This window comes from Psychrobacter sp. DAB_AL32B (assembly GCF_002224105.1).
In the GTDB taxonomy this organism is placed as follows: Bacteria; Pseudomonadota; Gammaproteobacteria; order Pseudomonadales; family Moraxellaceae; genus Psychrobacter.
The window spans coordinates 25,040-46,030 of sequence record NZ_NEXU01000006.1 but is presented as its reverse complement, the minus strand read 5'-3'; the positions used below and the strand labels follow the sequence as shown (position 1 = coordinate 46,030).

The window sequence follows — 20,991 nt, the reverse complement described above, 5'->3', positions numbered from 1 at the left end:
ATAGCGAAAATTGTTATTAAAAAATGTTTTTTTAGATTACTATTATGTGTCTATTAATAACCTTACTTAAACAATGGCTTTTTTAAAAATAACATTGTTGATAAATTATGACTAATAGGTGTGTATTAAGAAGTTCCCCTAACTTGCGTGTATGCATGGTCAGGCGCATAATACTTGAACAGTAGATATTATTAACACTGTCATAGAATGCATATTTAATAGTTTATAAGGACATAAATTATTTAATTTAACTAAATAGTGCTGATTAAAACTACCTTGGTTAAAATGTCATCTAAACGACAGTAATAGCTAAATAACACTTAGCCATTGTCCCTAGCAATTATCGTCCTGATTAATGGACCGTTACGGACAGTTACTTCAGCGTATCATGGAAGCTAGCGCTATTCAGCTAACAGATAAGGGTAACCATTTATGTTCGCTACATTTATGATCAGTCAGCTTGATGCGCTGATGCTCGCGCGAATTCAATTTGCTTTTGTTATTTCATGGCATATTGTCTTTCCGGCTTTCTCCATCGGACTTGCCAGCTTTCTAACTGTCTTAGAGTTTCGCTGGCTTAAAACTGGTGAGCCTATTTATGCAGAAGTTTATAAGCACTGGGTAAAAATATTTGCCGTAGTGTTTGGGATGGGTGTGGTATCGGGTGTGGTGATGTCCTACCAATTCGGTACCAACTGGGCGGTATTCTCTGATAAAGCAGGGAACGTCATAGGTCCATTACTCGCCTATGAAGTATTAACCGCCTTTTTCTTAGAAGCGTCGTTCTTAGGAATCATGCTCTTTGGTTGGGGACGCGTTAGTAAACGCATGCACTTTGCCTCTACGGCGATTGTCGCTATCGGTACGCTGATATCGGGTTTTTGGATATTAGCTGCCAACAGTTTTATGCAGACGCCACAAGGTTTTATGGTCGGTGCGGATGGTCTACTTTATCCGACCAATTGGTTAGAAATCATTTTTAATCCCTCATTCCCTTACCGTTATGCACACATGATGACCGCAGCCTTTTTGACCACTGCTTTTGTTATCGGTGGTATTGGTGCTTATTATCTACAATCAAAAAAACATATCGAACATCGCAAACATGGTCGTGTCATGCTAGGTATGGCAATGGTGATGGCCATTTTTGTCGCGCCAGCACAGGTACTTATTGGTGATATGCATGGTCTAAACACTTTAGAGCATCAACCAGCTAAAGTAGCGGCGATGGAAGGTCTGTGGGAAAATGAGCGCGGTGCGCCCTTGGTTTTATTCGGCATTCCAGATCAAAAAGCGGAAAAAAACCATTATGAAATTAAAATCCCTTATGTCTCGGGTTTAATTTTAACCCACTCATTAGACGGCGAAGTTAAAGGGCTTAAAAACTGGGCACCAGAAGACCGACCGTACGTTCCCATTGTTTTTTGGTCATTCCGCGTCATGGTTGCTATTGGTACATTAATGGTAATTGTAGGTCTATTTAGTCTCTATAAATACTTTAAAAAACAACAGTTCGATCCTGAAAGTAAATGGTTCCACCGTGCTTGGATGATGATGACGCCACTTGGTTTTATCGCCCTACTTGCAGGTTGGTTTGTTACCGAAACCGGTCGTCAGCCATGGACAGTATATGGGGTGATTCGTACTGCTGAGAGCATGTCTCCGGTTGCTGCCCAACAAGTCGCAACGACACTGATTGGCTTTATTGTCCTATATATCATCGTATTTGGCGCAGGTAGCCTTTATATTCTTCGTTTAATCGCTGAAGGTCCTAAACCTTATGAGGACCCTGCTGATGATAATTTCTATGAGCACTCCATCACTGAAGGTCAAGGTCGCACGTTAAGTGGTGATAGTAACGCCAGTGATAACATGGAACAAAACTCATCTGAAAACAGTTCAGATAAAGATCTTGATAAGCCTGCCGATGACGTCGATGACGGAGGATTACGCTAATGTTTAACTTTGGTGATGTATTAGATTTACCCCTCATTTGGGGCGGTTTAATCGCTTTAGCAGTCTTCATCTATGTATTACTCGATGGCTTTGATTTGGGCTGCGGTATCTTATTCCCGTTTGCTGGCTCTGATAAAAACCGTAGCCGCATGATGAACTCTATCGCTCCTTTTTGGGATGGTAATGAGACGTGGTTGGTATTAGGCGGCGGTGGCTTGTTTGCCGCATTCCCAGTTGCTTATGGCATCATTATGACCGGTCTTTATCTACCTGTTACCTTTATGCTGTTCGGTTTAATCATGCGTGGCGTGGCGTTTGAATTTCGTTTCAAAGCCTCTTCACATCGTTATGTATGGGATTATTTCTTTTTTATCGGTTCTGTCGTTGCAACCTTCTTCCAAGGAATCATGCTCGGTGCTTTAGTTCAAGGATTAGAGGCGAGCAATCGCTTATATACTGGCGGTCCTTTTGATTGGTTCACACCGTTTTCTATCGCTTGTGGTATTGCACTCATGATCGGTTATGCGCTACTCGGTTCAACGTGGCTGATTATCAAAACTGAGCATAAGCTACAAATATGGGCACGTAAAGTATCTGGTTGGATGTTGTCTGCATTGATTGTAGCAATGATTGCAGTCACGATATTTATGTACTTCTCAGATATTAATGCGCTTGAAGGCTGGTTTAGTTTCCCAGGTCTACTGTATCTTGCACCGATGCCAATTATCGTTGTGCTGTTATTTTTCTTGATGCGCAAAGATTTGACATCAGAGCGTGAATATCGCCCGTTCTTATTAACGGTAGCACTATTTTTAATGGGTTATATTGGCGTATGTTTTGCCATTTTTCCATATATCGTGCCGTATCAGATGACGATTTATGAAGCGGCTGCCGCTGATACCTCACTATCATTTATGTTAATTGGTGCCGGCATCATGCTACCGATTATCCTCAGTTATACCGCTTTTGCCTATTATACGTTTAAAGGTAAAACCGATCATGAGCATATGTATTAAGCAGCATTTTATATCCTAAGCTTTCAGGAGAATATTATGAAAAATCTTACTAAAAAACAATCGCAATGGGCATGGTTCATTGGCTTATATTTCGCAGGTTTTTTGACTATTTTTATTATTGCGCAGCTGATTAAACTGGCAATGGGCGTTTGATAGCCATTTTTATTTATCTTTGTATGCATAAAAAAAGCAGCGTCGATTATTATCAACGCTGCTTTTTTTATGTGAGGCTACTTATATAAAATTAGGGCGCATCATCAATTAGCACTTTTATATATTTAGTAGTCTTAAAATGGCTAAACTTTGCTAAAAATCGTTAGAAGTGTTATCAAGACATTCATATTTACAGTGATTTATTCCTTGTTTAGCGGTAACTTTCCTCATTTAAGCCTCATAATCTAAACGATAATAGCCCATAGTATATAAATAATGTTTATAGCCTATCATTTACCAGACAAGCAATAAAGCTAGGATCGGTATTACAACCTTTTTATTTGGAATAGGTTACTTTTTAGATTTAGTTAAGGCCAAGTCGATTAACCAGCCAATTATGACGTACTGCAAAGTGCCTAGCGTTAAAAAAGCGAGGAAAATGGCAGTTATACTATTAAGGGGTAGGAGGGGAAAAAGCAAAGAAGTGGGCAAATCTATAGCTGCTGGTATGAGCCAAAAAAGCTGGTGTTGTGCGTCTTTCTCACTAAATATATATATTACAGTTACCACGGGAATGAATAAAAGATGGGCAATGCCAAATGATTTCCAAAACCGCTTTTTGGTATAGCGACTGATAATTAGATGTGTAGGCACAATTAACAGTGCTAAGCCAACCCCTGCCATAATAACTAACGACCAATATGACATTTGATGGCTCTCTTATGTTAATTAGACGCTGTTTTTATTTTTATTTAAATTTACCCTTATTATCTAGCTATATCAATGATTTGCTATGCCCATTCCTTTACTTTCAATAAATTCATTTACTTGCGTCAAGCGCTCAGGCGTACCAACATCGATCCAGTTATCTTTAATCACTTCAGCGGTGATTTGGAACTTTATCATGGCTTGCTTGAGCAATGGTGCCAGTGCCGCTGGTTGACCTGATACCAAGCCATCGACCACTCTAGGCGACATGACGCTAATACCTGCAAAAGTATATTTATCAGCATCGCCGATCGCTTGCTCACTAGCCAAGCCATTGTTGATAACAAAATCGCCAGCATTATTATGCTCTGGATTATCAATCAATAATAAATGCGCACGCTGGTCTGCGCCTAGCTCATAAGTGGTTAGCTTAGTAAAATCAAACGTCGTCCACACATCAGAGTTGACTAAGATAAATGGCGCATCTTGTAGTTTTCCCGTTTGTAGCGCTTTGAAAATACCACCAGCCGTTTCTAATGGCTCATCATTTTCAAGAGACCAATGCAACTGCACGCCAAATTGCGAGCCGTCACCTAACGTATCCATCAGTTTTTCTGCAAGCCAAGACGCATTAACTGTAATATCCGTGATACCAGCCGCTTGTAACGCTTTGATGTGCCAGACAATGAGCGGCTGCCCGCCAACTTCTACTAAGGGCTTAGGTGTTTCAAGTGTCAACGGACGCAGGCGCGTGCCCTTACCCGCTGCCAAAATCATTGCTTGCGTTATTGCGGACATAACCGCTCCTTTTTCTTATTTTTATCACATTAAAAATTAAGATGAAAACTATCGATACTTTATAACAACCTATCAAATGACGTTCATTAAATGTATTGCTGCACAAACTTACTCTGATATGCGGGCAGTACCGTATCTCTCAACCATTCATTAAAAGGTGCAACCGTTTGTTGCATAGGATGGCTACCATACTCTTCAAGCCATTCCAGCTCAAAAATAAAATCACGCATAACCTTAGGAATATCCGCTAGATAGCGACTTTTACCATCGCGCTCATAAAGCCTGATAAAGATGCCTAATACCTTTAGATGTCGCTGTACGCCCATCACATTCACATCACTCTCAAACTGTTCTGCACTGTTTGCCGTCTCGAGCCCTGCTTGCTGCTGCAATTGCCAAAAATCATGAATCCAGCAGCTCACTTGATGCTCTGACCAATCGACATAAGCATCACGAAGCAGTGACACCAAATCATAACTATAAGCACCAATCACAGCATCTTGAAAATCAATCACCCCTAAATGCGTTTTATCCGCCTGATCTTGCATTAAATTACGGCTGTGGTAATCACGATGGACGATCACGTGTGGCTGCAATAAAATCTCATTTATTAAGGCTGATTTTAGATTTTCCCATAACGTTTTATTAAGCGCTACACCGATATGAGGAATAAACCAATCGCTAAATAAATCCATCTCACGGGTCAATAGTGCCGTATCATAGTCTGGCAATTGGTAATCTGATTTTGCCGTCGCGACTGGCACCGTTTGTAGCGCGATTAACGTATGCATCGCCAATTGATAGTAATCGTTAATCTGTGCAGGGGTCGCATCAACGAGTAAATGCGCAAACTCTACCGTACCAAAATCTTGTAATACCAAAAATCCCTTTGTCACATCTTGGGCTACCAGCGTTGGGACATTGATGGCCGGTGACATCAACTTTGCCACATTGATAAACTGCTGCAAAGCATCTTGTTCATCAGCAGAATCCATGACAATATAGCGCGCTGTTTTTGTCGCATTATTCTCATCATTATCCAATAATTGGATACGGTGATATTGGCGCGCGCTAGCATCACCAGGCAGGCTATCGAGAATAAATTTTTGCTCTATAAATACTTGCTGTAACCAGGTTTCTAGCTGCTGCTGGCGAGTATTTGTAACAGTTACGGTCGGCTCTAACATTGTTTTATCGATCATAGTTTTATCGGTCATAAAAGGCATCGCAGGTTAAATATAAATCGTAAATAACTAAATTAGTGATAAGTGTGGCAAATACTTGCTAAAATAGTGGGCACTTAACCCACAATAGCAGCTGTCTTAAATCTATTGATGCATTAGGCAATATTTGCGGCTCACTACAAATTCAGCCTCTCTCTCAAGAATGGCTTGGTTATCTGATAAATTTTGACAATTTGATAATTAGTGTAGCTGATTTGATTTTTTTTGACTATGATTAGTCGTCATTATATGTAAAACGTCCCAGATTTTAAGATTATATTATTTATTATTCATTTTTTAAGCGCCAAATATAGCTGAAATATGGTCAATAGACCAAATGTCGCAATCCAATAGGCTCTACAATCATAGGTGTGCCCTTGTTATATTCTCCGCTCTACCAAAGCATCCGTTTGATTTTATTTGGTGCCTTAGGCTTATCCAGCTTAACCGTGAGTGCTGCTATCACTAATACTGATTCGCTGACGCCTGAGCTATTGACCGCTGATAGCTCTAGCCGTTATGTCACTGACGGCGTGACGAATTCCACTAGTAATAGTGGTAATAATAATAGCGGCAATAGTAATAGCGACAACAATAACAGTATCAATCAAGACATCAGTTATCCAAGCGAGAGCAATCAGAATACGGACTATAAAGAAATAAATACTGCAGCTGATGCTAATAACACGGTTTTAACTAGCAACGCACCTTTGGATAATAGCAATTTAAATGTTACTGAAATTAATGAAAATAGTGATGATTCCTTTATACAGCCACTAGAGACCAACAACGACCGTCATCCAAATAATAGTACGGCGCGAGCAACTAACAGCATCACACCTGAGCCAAAAACTGACAACAGCAAACTTGATGTCAGCGACGAGAGTATTCAAGATAGCCTCATGCGTTTGGCAGAATTTTATGAATTGACTCCCGATACTGATACCTCAACGGTAAGCAATGCTGACAATGTGGCAGACTCTGAAGCAGATAATATTCAGAATACGCTGATGCCTACAGCGCAAGCTATTCCAACAGTAGGTAGAAATTTACAGCTACTGCCAAACACCGTCGATAGCGCCCAACGCTGCGAAGGTCAATGGGTCTATCCAAAGAAAAACCCTAATTATCAACGAGCTATCAATGAGACTGGCGCTAGTAATGGTCAACCAACACCCAATCTAAACGGTATTCCCAATAACCAAGCGCCGCTATTTGCAGAGTCAGATTATGGTTATTACGATAGTGTCGATTATGCCGAGCTATCAGGCAATGTCATTATCGACCAAGGTACCCAGCATATCGAAGCGGACAAAATCGTACTGGACTTGAGCAAAGGCGTGGCTGCGGCGCAAGGTAAAGTGATGTTTACTGACCAAGCTACTGGTAAAAACAATACGTCTACTACTCAAGCTCAAAATACCAATAATCAAAGAAACAACGCCCCAAATAACAATAGAACTAGCCTCACTGACAAGACAACACAAGGCGGTCTCATCGGTGTCGCGGACGGCTTAAACTACAATACTGAAACCGGACAATCAACTGCCACTAATGTGGCCTTTGCTAGTGTGGAATTGCAAGCACACGGCTATGCCAAGCGCCTAAATCGACCTAATGACAGCCAATATGAGCTAGATGAGGTAATGTATAGCACCTGTCCACCAACCAATCGTAAATGGCAATTTGAAGCCAAAAGTATTGACTTGGATACCGATACTGGCCGAGGCGAAGCCTATAATACGACTTTCCGTATCGCTGATGTGCCGGTGTTCTACTTGCCTTATTTTAATTTTCCTATAGATAATCGTCGCAGTACTGGGGTTTTATTACCTAGTGCTAGCTTTGGAAGTAAAAGTGGGCTTGAAGTTGATATACCGTACTATCTCAATTTAGCACCCAACTACGATGCGACGCTTAACACCCATATCTATACCAATCGTAATCCGATGCTCTCAGGTGAATTTCGCTATTTGACTGAGAATTATGGCGAAGGGATTTTTAACGGCTCCTACTTACCCAATGATAAAGAGTATGACGGCGAAGATCGCAGCAGCTTATTTTATGATCATTATTGGTCATCGACCAGCATTCCACGCTTAAGCGGTGATGCTAAGTATAGCTATGTGTCTGATGCAGACTATCTGAACGATTTTGATACGTTAGGTTTATTAGACAATACTTTAAACCTTCCTCGCCGTGCCCAACTTAATTATTATAACGATTATGTCGATGGCGAGCTAAAAGTCGAGACCTTTCAAACCCTCGATGCTTTTAACAATAATGGACAGCCATTACAAGATAAAGATAAGCCTTACTCGCGTCTACCACAGCTCAAACTTAACTATCGACTGCCTTGGGCAAAGAGTTTTGATATCACTGGTGTGAGTGATTCGGCTTATTTTAAAAAGTCCATCGATGACGGTTCTGAGAATGAGAAAAGTGGTGCACGTATTTACAATAAAATCAGCGCTGCTTATCCAATCGAAAAATCTTGGGGCTACATCAAGCCAGAACTGAGCTTACAGCATCTATATACGTCTTATGATGAAGACAGCTTAGCGGACAACCAACTCAATAAAGGCGATGGTAACCAGTCGATATTTGTACCACAAGCCAGTATTGATGCGGGTTTACATTTTTACCAAGCCGGCTCACCGTTTGGTGCATTTGACGATACATTAGGCGGTTATCGTTTACTTAGCCCACGCTTAAAATACACCTACTCGCCTTACAAAGACCAAAATGAGATTCCTAACTTTAATACCCGTATTGCTTCTATCAACTACGAGCAGCTGTTTTCGGACAGCTGGTTCTTAGGACATGACCGCCTGCAAGATTTACATGCTTTTACCCCTGGCATTAATTATCGTTACATCGATGCAACGGGTGTGACACGTTTTGATGGTAACATCGCAGAGCAGTTTTATATCGATGATGGGCGTGTCACACTTGAAGATGAAAAACCTGTCTTTACCTCATCTTCTTCAGGATTGGTATGGGATACCAGCACCCAACCTTATAATAACGTATGGGTTGACGTGAGTGGTGCTCTTACCAAAAGCTATGATTTAAATTATATTACTACTGAGCTACGTTATCAGCCATCTGATAATAGCTTATTTAATGTGGGTTTTGTTAAGCGGCAGGCTGATGAAAATACCAACCAGCTACCACTGTCTGCATTGACAGCATCCGCGGTTTTCCCCATTAATAATAACTGGCGTGTATTGGCTCAAGGTCAATATGATTATAATCGTGATAAAATACTCGATTCTTTAATCGGTGTTGATTACGAGGATTGCTGTTTTGGTTTTGCCGTTTATGGCCGTCGTTACTATAATGACTTAAATGTTAAAGACAAACCCACACAAGCGATTATGGCAGAGATTAGACTCAATGGTCTTGGCAGTGGCAGCAGTCGTTTAACACGATTACTTGCTGATAAAGTATTAGGTTTTGAGCCTGTCCAAAGCGCTTGGAAAGATTAATAGCGCGGCAGAAACAAGCCTAATTGCTAGCTAATTAAGTATTATATAAAAGCGTTTGTACCTTATTATAAACAACCAAAGTCGCTACTTGATTATTATTATTTAACAATCAAAGTATCATAAGCGGATTTAAACGATTACCATCCGATGCAATGACATTGATGAGGAGCATCATGAGATTTTTTTCTTTACGCCACACGAGCAAAGCCGTAGTTCTATCTATGGGGCTAACCACCGCGCTGGCATTAAGTGTCAACGCCCAAGCAGCCACCGTTAAACCTGCAAAAGCACAAGCGACTACCGCTGCTGAGCAAAATGGCATAACTCGTTTAACGCCTGCCAATAGTACCGACGGCATCATTGCATTGGTCAATGAAAACGCTATCTTAAAAAGTGATTTAGTCGCTGCTATTGCTCAGACTCAGGCGCGTGCTAAAGCTGCTGGTGAACCGATTGCTAATTCAGCACAGTTACAGTCCGAAGTATTAAATGCGCTCATTTTGCGTGAGTTACAGTTGTCATTGGTCAAACGTGTTGGGTTAAATCCTGATGAAGCGGCTATCAATCAACGCTTAGGACAAATTGCGCAAGCGGAAGGTCTCAACAGTATTGGTGCTTTGCAGCAGCGTTTAGATTCAGCACAGCCTGGTAGCTATGCCACTCTACGTGCACAATTGATTGAAGATGCCGCAATACAAGCCTTGCAACAACGTCAAATCACTAACCGCGTGCGCATTAGTGAACAAGATATTGATGCATTTTTAGCCTCCCCTGAAGCCAAACGTTTAAATCAAAGCGAATACCAAACGGTCCACGTTCGTGTTCCGTACATAGATGACTACAGCCGATTATCAGAAGCACAGCGTGACGAAGCGCTAAAGGTAGCACAGAAATTACGTACACGTCTGCTTGCACCAAATGTCGATGTTGCTGAAGCCATTGCGGCAAGCCAAGGCAGCTATCCTATTCCACTACAAGGTGGAGATATGGGCTTTCATAAAGCAGCTGCCCTACCTACAGAGCTGTCGAGCGAAATTACTAAACTTGATGTCGGCGCAGTGAGTGCACCATTAGTGACCCCAGAAGGCATTGATATCATCAAACTGGCTAATAAAAAATCCAGTGATACCACGCTTGTACCTCAGTGGAACACTCGTCATATATTAGTCAAAGTCGATGAGTTGCAGACTGATGCGCTTGCTGAGCAAAAGATTAACGATCTCTATAATCAACTACGTAGTGGTGCTGATTTTGCTAGTCTGGCATCAACTTACTCAGATGATCCCGGCTCAGCAGGACGCGGTGGCGATCTAGATTGGGTTGGTGAAGAGCAGATGATTGGACCGTTTGAAGCCATGATGAAGAATACTGCGGTTGGTGATTATTCTGCCCCGTTTAAAACTCAGTTTGGTTGGCACATACTAAAAGTTGAAGGTAAGCGTCAGCAGGATGTCAGCGATGAATACCGTCGTAATATGGCACGCCAAGCGCTATATCAACGCTTAGCACCACAAGCCAAGGAAGATTGGCTGCAAGAGCTGCGTTCAGGCGCTTATATTCAAGTGCTTGGTTAACCAATGTTTATTTAATGAGTGCTTGGCTAGCTCTTTATATGCTAGCTAACTAAATAGCAGCTAAAGCGTTTTATAAAAAAAGGGTATATGCCAACGCATATACCCTTTTTATTGTCTGAATAGCTTTATAGTTACTATTCATTCTGCGCGCGTTCACGAGCTTTTTTTACGCTTGAGCAATTAACTCATGTACTTTTTCACTTCCGGCTAACACACATCATTCATAAGCAGATTTTGGCTGAGGCTCAGCATTAGAGGTTTTACTCAAGTCTTCTTCAAGATTGTCTTTCTCAAGAGCATCTTTTGGAAAATCACTCATATTCCATTCCTTTCAATATGTATGAATATCTAAACGATAACAGAATAGCCAATATAGAAGCAGCAGAAGCATTGAGTTATTCGATATTTAGAATTAATCGTCTCAACATAGGTGTTTAGAAAACATTAGTATTTAAAAATAGCTCTAAAACTTACACACAAAGAAAAGCCCCGAACCTAGGGCGATTGGTTCGGGGCTATGGCGTTTCATATTATTATTGTTATTTCTTCCGTATTGACTCATCCTAAGTCATAAACAGTAACTTATAAGACAGCGGGCTGACCTGTCCTTTTATTAATACTGTCTCAACACTGCATCCTTACGTATCCTTGTGTTGATGGATGTATTCTAAGACAATTGATGTGCGGCGACTAGAGGCTAAAGACCTTATTTGATGTAAGCATTTGCTTACGTCTAGATGGCTCGCTTCAAGAGAGCTTATGACCCCATTTAAGTTTATTATTTATCGCTATTATTCTGTGTTTCTGCGTGCTCTTGAGATAGTTTGCTGCCCTCTTTCTTACCCGCTTTAATTTTATTTTCTGTCTCTTTAAAGTCTTCTGCTTGGGCGGTAGGAGCATTTTTCTCCTGTTTAACCTCCTTTTCTGGCTCATATTGCAATGTCGTCATAACAGGAAAATGGTCAGAGCCGATAGAAGGTAGGCGCTTGATATCCACTACGGTAAAACAAGGACTATGAAAAATATGATCGAGCGCCCAGCGTAGAAATGGGTAATTAGCGTGAAAAGTATTGATAAAATGCCGTCCAATACGTGGATCTAGCAGCCCTGAGATACGCTGAAAGCGACGGGTTGTCTTTGACCAAGCGACATCATTGAGATCCCCCGCCAATATGGCTGTTTGCTTATGATCTTTGATATGCTTTCCAACCATTAGTAGCTCTGCATCGCGGGTAGTAGATTTGTCTGCTTCCGTTGGACTTGGTGGCATCGGATGCAGACAGTATAGCCAGATGACTTGCCCTCCTTGCAAGCGCATCTGCGTATGAATCGAAGGGATATCATCAATTATCAAGTATTTAACCTCAGGGTCTATCAATTCAAGCTTAGAATATAGATGCATACCATACAAATTATCTAAGGGTACTTTTACAGTATAAGGATAATCTGTTTCAACTTGATTGAGCGCTTGCTCCCATTTTTCATCGCTTTCTAAGGTGATTAATATATCAGGCTGCTTCTGTTGTACTAATTCAACCAATTTGTAGGTATCGTCATTGGTCGTTAGTACATTTGAGACCATGATTTTTAACTGATACTCGTGCACATCCGGCTTATCTTTAGCATCTAGTACTTCTTTTTTCCATAGCATGGTATACGGCAACACCATTCTGAGCTGAAACGCTAAGGCAATACTCAACAACCCAAATAGCAGCCACTGTCCTAGCTGCCATTCTGAGCCAAACGCCACCATACCGATCCATGCAATGATGCCTAGTATCATAATTTGAATACGAGGAAAATCTACACCGCGTACCCACCAATGATCAAGTGGTAGCCAGCCCCAAATCGTTACAAAGGCGATTAGTCCCGCTAACCACTGTGCGCCATAATATAGTAGGGAGAAATCCATAATGTGTATCGACCGTTTATTAAATTAATGGCTAAGCCAATGATTATGCACATCGTCAGTTAGGTAATTCAGTACTGTTAATATTTAAACTGATAGTAGCTGCTTACTTTTAGTAGCTGCTTACTTTAGCATTTCATAAGACCAGCGCCTACTATTGAACATTAATTAGGCCATATCTACTATAAAACGTTACAGTTTCAGCCTTTCAGATATACTGAGTAAAATTTATAAATCTTCCTTCTACTGATTACTGACTGAAATCAGTAAACCTAGCGAATATCATCGTCATAACCATAACGTAACGTTATAATGAGCATAGCTATTAATGTATGAAAAACCCCTAGAACCGTCTAAAAAAACTTGCTTTTTGGCGCTATTCACGGCATTGTTATCGGTTGGTGATGCAACAATTTATTGTAAAAAGGATTAAGTTTCATGAGTAATTTAACAGTAGGCTTGGTAGGCTGGCGCGGTATGGTAGGGTCAGTATTGATACAACGTATGACGGAAGAAAAAGACTTCAACGGTATCACACCGGTGTTTTTTTCAACCAGCAATGCAGGCGGTGATGCGCCAAGCTTCGATGGTATTAAGACCAGCCAACTAAAAGATGCTCATGATATTGAAGCACTAGCTGCTTGTGATGTAATTATTACCTGCCAAGGTGGCGATTATACCTCAAAGGTACATCAACCCCTGCGTGATAGCGGCTGGAATGGCTACTGGATTGATGCGGCAAGCACATTACGCATGGAAGATGACAGCATCATTGTTCTTGATCCAGTTAACCGCAGTGTGATTGATAGCGCCCTAGCGAATGGCAAAAAAGACTTTATCGGTGGTAACTGTACCGTATCGCTCATGCTAATGGCCATTGGAGAACTATTTAATAAAGGTTGGGTCGAATGGGTCAGCGCCATGACTTATCAAGCGGCTAGTGGTTCTGGTGCCAACAACATGCGCGAGTTAATCGAAGGTATGGGTGTGCTACACAATGCGGTCAAAGACGAGCTTGCCAATCCTGCTAGTGCGATACTAGAGATTGATAAAAAAATTGCTGAAACTCAACGCTCAGCTGATTTCCCTAAGCAATACTTTGGTGTGCCGTTGGCCGGTAGCTTAATTCCATATATCGACTCGCAGCTGGAAAATAAACAATCACGCGAAGAATGGAAAGGTGGTGTTGAAACCAACAAAATCCTTGGTAATTCAGAAGCAGATAAGATTGCTATCGATGGCATGTGTGTACGCGTTGGCGCAATGCGCTGTCATGCACAAGGCTTAACCATTAAGCTTAAAAAAGACATTCCGCTAGAAGAGATCGAAGCTGCACTCAGAAATAGCGGTAATGAATGGCTAGATATGGTTGAAGATGATAAAGAAGCTACTATCAACCGTTTAACGCCAGTTGCAGTAACAGGTACGTTGACCGTAGCAATTGGTCGCCTGCGTAAGCTCAATATGGGGCCTGAATATCTAGGGGCGTTCACCGTCGGTGACCAGCTACTATGGGGCGCAGCTGAGCCATTACGCCGCATGCTCAATATCATTCGTGAACAAAATAACTAAGCTATATATTTTGAATATGAGATACAAAAGAGACAGCAAATGCTGTCTTTTTTTATGGGTTATTGTTGCTCATAAGCAATCATAATTTCATTGCGACGCATAAAAGGCAACGTCCAAGGTGGATTATAACGGGCCAGTTCAGGTGCGCCTGTAACCATTAATTTTTGCGTTTGCATCCAAGATTGCAACTCTGCAGTTTTAACAGCAACCTTCTCATTGCCAGCTAACCCCGAAAACTTAATAACACCATAAGTCTGTGCAGGCACTTCAATAATCGTGACGTCAGGATTGTTTGGTTTGGGCAGTGTTTGCATGGTGAATTGGCTTGGCATGGTAAATTGTACGCGCCATTTACCATCAGTTTCTTGCATACTCACTGGTGCAGTCATGGCAATTTTTTGCGACTCATTATCACCCTTCTTTGTTTCGGGCTGCATGGTCACAGGAGCTGTCATACTTATTTTACTACTTTCTCCACTTGGCGCCGTATTATTGCCAAATATATAGTCTGCTAAAATCTTAAATCCTGCACGACTAGCCGTATCTTGGTCACCGGAAACCCAAGTTTGTGCGACCAGTTGACTCTCATAGCGACGCAGCTCAAAATCTTCGATTTGTGACAAGATAGTATAATTCGGTTCTTCGGTAGCCATAGCTGCTCCTGATATCAATAATGTACTGGTGAATAATACGCCACTTAACGTCAAGCTACTCAACAAGCTGGTTGCTTTAATCATGTCATGCCTCAACTATCGAAAAGTATCATGTCACCGCTTTTATATTTCTTCTACTCTAGCAATGACTCGATAACGATGTCTGTAGCTTTTGGTTATGGCTAGATACGAACACCCCATAAAATCTGTATTAGAGAAACTTCGATGTCCAAAAAAAACCTAACAATGCTATAATTAGCGCCATTTCCATAGCTTACATAGCGGTTATTATATGCAATTTGTCTTACATAAAACGGCCAGCGGCGACACGCGTGCACGCCGCGGTACAGTTCATCTCAATCACGGCGACGTACAAACGCCTGCTTTTATGCCGGTTGGTACTTACGGTACGGTTAAAGGTATGCTGCCACGTGATATCGAAGCCATTGGCGCTGACATTATCCTTGGTAACACCTTTCATTTATGGCTGCGTCCTGGTACGGATATTATTGATAAATTTGGTGGCTTGCATAAATTTATGCATTGGGATAAGCCGATCTTGACCGACTCAGGCGGATTCCAAGTATTTAGTCTCGGTGCGATGCGTAAAATTACTGAAGAAGGTGTGACGTTTAAATCACCTATCGATGGTGCAAAAGTATTTTTGTCACCAGAAAAGTCTATGCAGATTCAATATAGCTTGAACTCAGACATCGTCATGCAATTTGATGAATGTACGCCCTATCCAGCGACTCATGAAGAAGCGAAAAAATCTTTAGAGTTATCACTACGCTGGGGCCAGCGCTGCGTTGATGAACATAAAAAGCTTGGTAGCACCAATGCTTTATTTGGCATCATTCAAGGTAGTATGTATGCCGATTTGCGTAAGCAATCACTTGAAGGTCTACTCGAGATTGGTTTTGATGGTTATGCCATCGGTGGTTTGTCTGTTGGTGAACCAAAAGAAGAAATGATAGACGTTCTAGATTATATCGCAGATGATATGCCAGCCAATAAACCACGTTATTTGATGGGCGTCGGCAAGCCTGAAGACCTCGTTGAAGGGGTACGTCGCGGTGTTGATATGTTCGATTGCGTGATGCCGACGCGTAATGCGCGTAATGGTCATTACTTTGTCACTGGTGACGCAGACAATGCGGGCGTGGTACGTATACGTAACAGCCAATATCGCACCGATGAAGGTCCTTTAGATCCTGAATGTGACTGCTATACCTGTCAGAACTTCAGTCGTGCTTATTTATCGCATTTGAATAAATGTAAAGAAATGCTGGGTGCGCAATTAGCAACGATTCATAACTTACGTTACTATCAACGTTTGATGCAAGGTATCAGAGACGCGATTGAACAAGATAAATTTGATGAATTTGTGCATGAATTTTATAGTAAACGCGGACAAATGGTTCCTGAGTTAAATTTACGCTAACTATTATTCATTTTAAAACCAAATTCTATCGCTATTATTTATATCTCATTTTCATTTCTATCATCATTAAAATACAAAAAGGGCTTAAGATAATCTTAAGCCCTTTTTTATTGCGTGTAGTTTACATGTCGCTATCGATGTTCGTTTTTAATTAAACATAATTCACAATTTAGTCTTAGCGTAACGCTTTTAACCTACTAGCGCTGCAACAAATACCACAATGATAGCAATTGGCGCAACAAATTTAGTTATGATCTGCCAAATTTGCCAAGTACTATTCGATAAATTAAGCTCTTGCTGGATGCTACGTTGATCCATTCTCCAAGCAAAGAATATAATGCCTGCAAGACCCGTTAATGGTAATAAGAACTTACTGGTTAATTTGTCTAACGCATCAAATATGCCGTTACCCATGATGGTAAAGTCAGCCCATAAGTTGAATGACAAGAGCGCTGCGATACCCAATAACCAAATCACCGTACTTGCAGTGATAGTCGACATGGTGCGGTTCATCGACGTGCGCTCTTCTAAGAACTCAACACTTGGCTCTAGTAACGATATTGACGACGTCACTGCAGCAAAAGTAATCAATAAGAAGAACAAAGTACCGATAATAGCGCCACCAGCCATGCTACCAAAGGCAATAGGTAAGCTCACAAAGATCAAACCAGGACCTGATGCAGGATCAAGACCATTATTAAAGATGATTGGGAAAATAGCCAAACCAGCTGCTAAAGCAATGACGGTATCTAAGATAACTACCGTACGAGCTGTTTTAAGTAAGTTTACTTCACGGCCTAAGTACGAACCGTAAGCAACCATGATGCCCATACCGATTGATAAGGTAAAGAAAGCATGACCTAGTGCTGCTAGCATCACATCAACGGTCAACTTACTAAGGTCAGGTGCAAATAAATAATTAACTGCTTCACCAAAACCACCATTCACCACGTTATAACCAACGATAACAAATAGGATCACACCCAATAATGGCATCATGATTTTAGCAGCGTTTTCAATACCACGAGTAACACCAATACCAACAATCAGCGCGGTAATAATCATAAATACCGTATGCCAGATAGTTAACGTACCCGCTGATGCTAGCATCGCGTCAAATGTCGCAGCGACAGAATCACTGTTTTGACCCGCAAAACTACCCGTTCCTACTTTGGTAATATAGTTAAGCGCCCAACCACCAATGACACTATAGAAGGATAGGATTAAAAAACCACCTAAAATACCCGTCGCGCCAACAATGCCCCAGCTACTTGATTTACCTTCGCTTGCGGCGACATCTTTAAAGGTATTAATAGGGTTTTTCTGACCACGGCGACCAATCAGCCACTCAGCGACCAGTACTGGAAAACCAACCAAGGCTATACAAAGCAGATAGGCAATAACAAAAGCTGAACCGCCGCTCTCACCTACCATATAAGGGAACTTCCAAATATTTCCTAAACCAACTGCCGAGCCTACTGCTGCCAACACGAAGCCAAAACTTGAGCTCCACTGGGCATGATCTTGTTTATTATTAGCCATTTCGCCTTCCTCATGCTTCAATTAATATTGCTTGTAATCATCCTTGATTATTATAAATAGCTGTCCATAATATTTGACTATTTAACTAACGCATCAATACAATGCATTCAGCAACATTAAGAAAGAATTGTTTACAATGTTGTAGAGGCTCAGTTTCTGCTAAGCGACCTAAAAAGTCAAGTAGTCATAAACACAAAAAACCATAACTATTAGTTATGGCTTAATAAGTTCTTGAGGACAACTTACAACAGTTTAGTTGTTTAGTAATTTCGACTGAAACGATGTTTTGCGTTTAATAAAACAATACTTAACGAACCACACCGCGACGACTTTTCTGTAGAGAATCAATCAGTAATTCCATTTTCGGCTCTTTTGGCAATAGTTCTTGCTTTAATATTTCAAGCGCTTGTACCGTCGTTAAGCCCGATCGAAAGACTATGCGATAAGCTTGACGCAGGACATCAATGGTATCTTGAGACCAGTCTTTGCGGCGCATACCTTCAACATTCAGCCCATGAGCTTTAGCAGGATTACCAGAAACCATCGTAAACGCGGCCACATCTTTTAGAATCAGACTAGCACCACCGATCAAGCTGTAATCATCAACGGTGCAAAACTGGTGAATGCCTGAATTACCGCCAATAATCGTATGATTGCCAATGGTCACATGCCCGGCGATACCGACATTATTAGCCAGTACATTATGATCACCGATTAAGCAATCATGCGCAACATGGGTGTTTACCATCATTAGATTGTGGCTACCAATCTTCGTCAACCCACCATCTTGTTCTGTGCCACGATGCAAGCTACAGGCTTCGCGAATCGTATTATGATCACCAATTTCAAGCCAGGTACGCTCACCAGCATATTTTAAATCCTGCGGGTCTTCACCAATGCTTGCAAACTGATAAAACTGATTGTACTCACCAATACGAGTTAGCCTAGTCACGACCACATGCCGATGCAAAACCGTGTGTGCGCCAATGGAGACTTCATCACCGACAATACAATAAGGGCCAATGGTTGCGGTTTCATCAATATTAGCAGACGGTGAGATGAGTGCTGTTGGATGGATCTGACTCATAATGTGGACCTTTGTATCATCTGATGCAAGTAAATAGTAAAACAAATACAGACAGTTTAGCGCTATTAATCACCCTAATACTAGCTCTGTTAAAAAATACAGCTATCATTCTAATTATTAACATTAACGGCATGCTTTGAGCACTCTAACTAATTATTCGCTCAAAGTGAATAAAAGCGCCTTATTGCTCCTGACGGGCAATCATAACCTGAGCACTGGCGGCAAGCTCATCTTCAACGTGTACCGTACAATCGAACTTATAAATACCTTGCTTTTGCATCACGGTTTTGGCACGGATAATCAGTTGATCACCAGGGATGACGCGACGCTTAAAGCGTACTTTATCGACCCCTGCAAACAGATACAAATAGCCATCTTCTGCCGTCAATCCCGCACTAATAAACCCTAGTACGCCTGAAACCTGCGCCATGCACTCAACCATCAATACACCTGGCATAATCGGCTCATCAGGAAAATGCCCATTAAAGAACTCTTCATTAATGGTCACATTTTTAATACCCGTAATGCACTCACCAGGTTTACAGGAAATCACCTTGTCTACGAGCAAAAATGGATAACGATGTGGCAGATAGTGCTTAAGGGTATGGTACGTTAATGGCAATGTTAAGCCTTGTTCAGCCAAGCTTTTGATGTCTTCATCAGTTGGGGTATCAATATCAGTGATGCTCATAATGGTGCTTCCTTGCTGGATTTTAAATCTTGCTGTGTTTTTAAATCTTATAAATAATCTTTTGTAGTGGTACTTTTTAATCGTTAAGCATTAACCACGACCGAGCTGGCGAAAACGTACAGCGGCACGGCGCCAATTAGCAGTTGGCATGGCAGCGGTTCCAGAGGAGTAAGAGCCCGCAGTTGTGATTGACTTGGTCACCATGGTCATACCAGACAAGGTCACATCATCTGTGATTTCAATATGACCGGTGATACCAACCGCACCGCCAATAATACAGCGCTTGCCAATAGTAGTACTACCAGCGATACCCGTTTGGGCAGCGATAGCCGTACCATCACCGATACGGACGTTATGGGCCACTTGTACGAGATTATCAATAATAACATGATTGCCAATCACCGTATCATCAATAGCACCACGATCAATACAAGTTTGACTACCAATTCGGACATGGTCGCCAATCACTACACGCCCTAGCTGAGCAATACGTTCCCAACCCGTGACACTAGGGTTGCTGGTCGGTGCAAAGCCAAAGCCTTCAGATCCTATGCTCACCCCCGCGTGCAATCTGACATGGTTACCGATGACACAATCATGCCCTATCATTACTTGGGACTTGATAACGCAGTCAGTGCCAATAGTAGTGTCTGCCTCGATAACCACATGAGCATCGAGGGCGCTGCGATCACTAATTTGCACCCGCTCACCGATGACGCAAAATGGCCCGATAGTCACTTGATTACCAATAATGGCACTTTCGGCTATTACTGCACTCGGATGGATGCCGCTGCCTGACTGTTGACGGGCAAATAGCTGACTGGCGCTGGCATAAGCCAAATAAGGCGTGGCGACTACTAATGCCACCGTACTTTTTGCCACTTTATCACGGTGCTCTGCAGTGGTAAGCACTGCACCTGCCTCACTATTAGAAAGGCTAGAGAGATAATGAGGGTTGGCTAAAAAACTTAACTGCTGGCGATTAGCCGTGGTTAAGTTACCAATACTGTCTAAATTTAGACGGTATTGCTCAGCGCTAAGCTCAGCCTTATTAAGAACCGGCTGACGCTGCTCAATTCGAGTGATGAGTTGCTCAATCGTTATCATAGTTAGTATTAGTATTGACATGAATAAGAGGGTCGCCAAGTTGAGTTATCATCTTGACGACCGGCTA

At 41.7% G+C, this 20,991-nt stretch carries 16 protein-coding genes; 7 read left to right on the top strand and 9 right to left on the bottom strand.

The genetic code is table 11. The features are described 5' to 3' along the window. Window positions 1-447 precede the first annotated feature (447 nt). Genes CAN34_RS00625 through CAN34_RS14025 form a run of 3 tightly spaced genes read left to right on the top strand, consistent with a single transcriptional unit; the run spans window position 448 to window position 3,125 of the window. Window positions 448-1,956, top strand: a complete 1,509-nt coding sequence (locus tag CAN34_RS00625) for a cytochrome ubiquinol oxidase subunit I (protein WP_254423035.1) — start codon at window positions 448-450, stop codon at window positions 1,954-1,956. Next, the gene (gene cydB, locus CAN34_RS00620) at window positions 1,956-2,972 is read left to right on the top strand and encodes a cytochrome d ubiquinol oxidase subunit II (protein ID WP_089554005.1); all 1,017 of its coding nucleotides are present in this window, start codon (window positions 1,956-1,958) and stop codon (window positions 2,970-2,972) included. The genes CAN34_RS00625 and cydB overlap by 1 nt, the downstream gene beginning before the upstream one ends. A gap of 36 nt (window positions 2,973-3,008) precedes the next feature. Further along, window positions 3,009-3,125 carry a DUF2474 domain-containing protein gene (locus CAN34_RS14025; RefSeq protein ID WP_121509209.1) on the top strand — a complete coding sequence of 39 codons (117 nt, stop codon included), beginning with the start codon at window positions 3,009-3,011 and terminating at the stop codon, window positions 3,123-3,125. 351 nt (window positions 3,126-3,476) lie between these two features. Here CAN34_RS14025 and CAN34_RS00615 read toward each other — a convergent pair whose 3' ends face one another. The 3 genes from CAN34_RS00615 to CAN34_RS00605 all read right to left on the bottom strand — a co-directional run bounded on the left by CAN34_RS00615 (window position 3,477) and on the right by CAN34_RS00605 (window position 5,848). Continuing rightward, window positions 3,477-3,833: a hypothetical protein gene (locus CAN34_RS00615; protein ID WP_089554004.1), complete on the bottom strand. Its 357-nt coding sequence runs from the start codon at window positions 3,831-3,833 to the stop codon at window positions 3,477-3,479. Window positions 3,834-3,905: 72 nt separating this feature from the next. Further along, window positions 3,906-4,631, bottom strand: a complete 726-nt coding sequence (gene murU, locus CAN34_RS00610; RefSeq protein WP_089554003.1) for an N-acetylmuramate alpha-1-phosphate uridylyltransferase MurU — start codon at window positions 4,629-4,631, stop codon at window positions 3,906-3,908. An 86-nt stretch (window positions 4,632-4,717) separates the two neighbouring features. Beyond that, a complete protein-coding gene (locus tag CAN34_RS00605) occupies window positions 4,718-5,848 on the bottom strand; it encodes an aminoglycoside phosphotransferase family protein (protein WP_254423034.1) in 1,131 nt (376 codons plus the stop codon). A gap of 383 nt (window positions 5,849-6,231) precedes the next feature. On the opposite strand from CAN34_RS00605, the gene lptD reads away from it, so the two are divergent. Together lptD and CAN34_RS00595 are read left to right on the top strand one after the other, a co-directional pair. Beyond that, window positions 6,232-9,345: an LPS-assembly protein LptD gene (gene lptD / locus CAN34_RS00600; RefSeq protein ID WP_089554001.1), complete on the top strand. Its 3,114-nt coding sequence runs from the start codon at window positions 6,232-6,234 to the stop codon at window positions 9,343-9,345. Between the two features lie 173 nt (window positions 9,346-9,518). Beyond that, on the top strand, window positions 9,519-10,919 hold the full coding sequence (locus CAN34_RS00595) for a peptidylprolyl isomerase (RefSeq protein WP_089554000.1): 1,401 nt from the start codon (window positions 9,519-9,521) through the stop codon (window positions 10,917-10,919). A 778-nt stretch (window positions 10,920-11,697) separates the two neighbouring features. Here the strand turns inward: CAN34_RS00595 and CAN34_RS00590 are convergent. Continuing rightward, a complete protein-coding gene (locus CAN34_RS00590) occupies window positions 11,698-12,831 on the bottom strand; it encodes an endonuclease/exonuclease/phosphatase family protein (protein WP_174668328.1) in 1,134 nt (377 codons plus the stop codon). A gap of 435 nt (window positions 12,832-13,266) precedes the next feature. On the opposite strand from CAN34_RS00590, the gene asd reads away from it, so the two are divergent. After that, on the top strand, window positions 13,267-14,400 hold the full coding sequence (gene asd / locus CAN34_RS00585; RefSeq protein WP_089553998.1) for an aspartate-semialdehyde dehydrogenase: 1,134 nt from the start codon (window positions 13,267-13,269) through the stop codon (window positions 14,398-14,400). A 59-nt stretch (window positions 14,401-14,459) separates the two neighbouring features. Here the strand turns inward: asd and CAN34_RS00580 are convergent, their stop codons facing one another. Then, entirely contained in the window at window positions 14,460-15,053 is a 594-nt protein-coding gene (locus CAN34_RS00580; protein ID WP_254423033.1) for a heme-binding protein, read from the bottom strand. A 292-nt stretch (window positions 15,054-15,345) separates the two neighbouring features. On the opposite strand from CAN34_RS00580, the gene tgt reads away from it, so the two are divergent. Then, on the top strand, window positions 15,346-16,497 hold the full coding sequence (tgt, locus tag CAN34_RS00575) for a tRNA guanosine(34) transglycosylase Tgt (RefSeq protein WP_089553996.1): 1,152 nt from the start codon (window positions 15,346-15,348) through the stop codon (window positions 16,495-16,497). A 189-nt stretch (window positions 16,498-16,686) separates the two neighbouring features. Here the strand turns inward: tgt and CAN34_RS00570 are convergent, their stop codons facing one another. From CAN34_RS00570 to lpxD, 4 genes are all read right to left on the bottom strand, one after another. Beyond that, window positions 16,687-18,039, bottom strand: coding sequence for a sodium-dependent transporter (locus CAN34_RS00570; RefSeq protein ID WP_089553995.1), 1,353 nt, complete (start codon window positions 18,037-18,039; stop codon window positions 16,687-16,689). Between the two features lie 307 nt (window positions 18,040-18,346). Beyond that, window positions 18,347-19,126 carry an acyl-ACP--UDP-N-acetylglucosamine O-acyltransferase gene (gene lpxA / locus CAN34_RS00565; protein ID WP_089553994.1) on the bottom strand — a complete coding sequence of 260 codons (780 nt, stop codon included), beginning with the start codon at window positions 19,124-19,126 and terminating at the stop codon, window positions 18,347-18,349. Between the two features lie 181 nt (window positions 19,127-19,307). Continuing rightward, entirely contained in the window at window positions 19,308-19,817 is a 510-nt protein-coding gene (gene fabZ / locus CAN34_RS00560) for a 3-hydroxyacyl-ACP dehydratase FabZ (protein ID WP_089553993.1), read from the bottom strand. A gap of 90 nt (window positions 19,818-19,907) precedes the next feature. Next, window positions 19,908-20,924, bottom strand: coding sequence for a UDP-3-O-(3-hydroxymyristoyl)glucosamine N-acyltransferase (lpxD, locus tag CAN34_RS00555; RefSeq protein ID WP_089553992.1), 1,017 nt, complete (start codon window positions 20,922-20,924; stop codon window positions 19,908-19,910). Window positions 20,925-20,991: the final 67 nt, after the last annotated feature.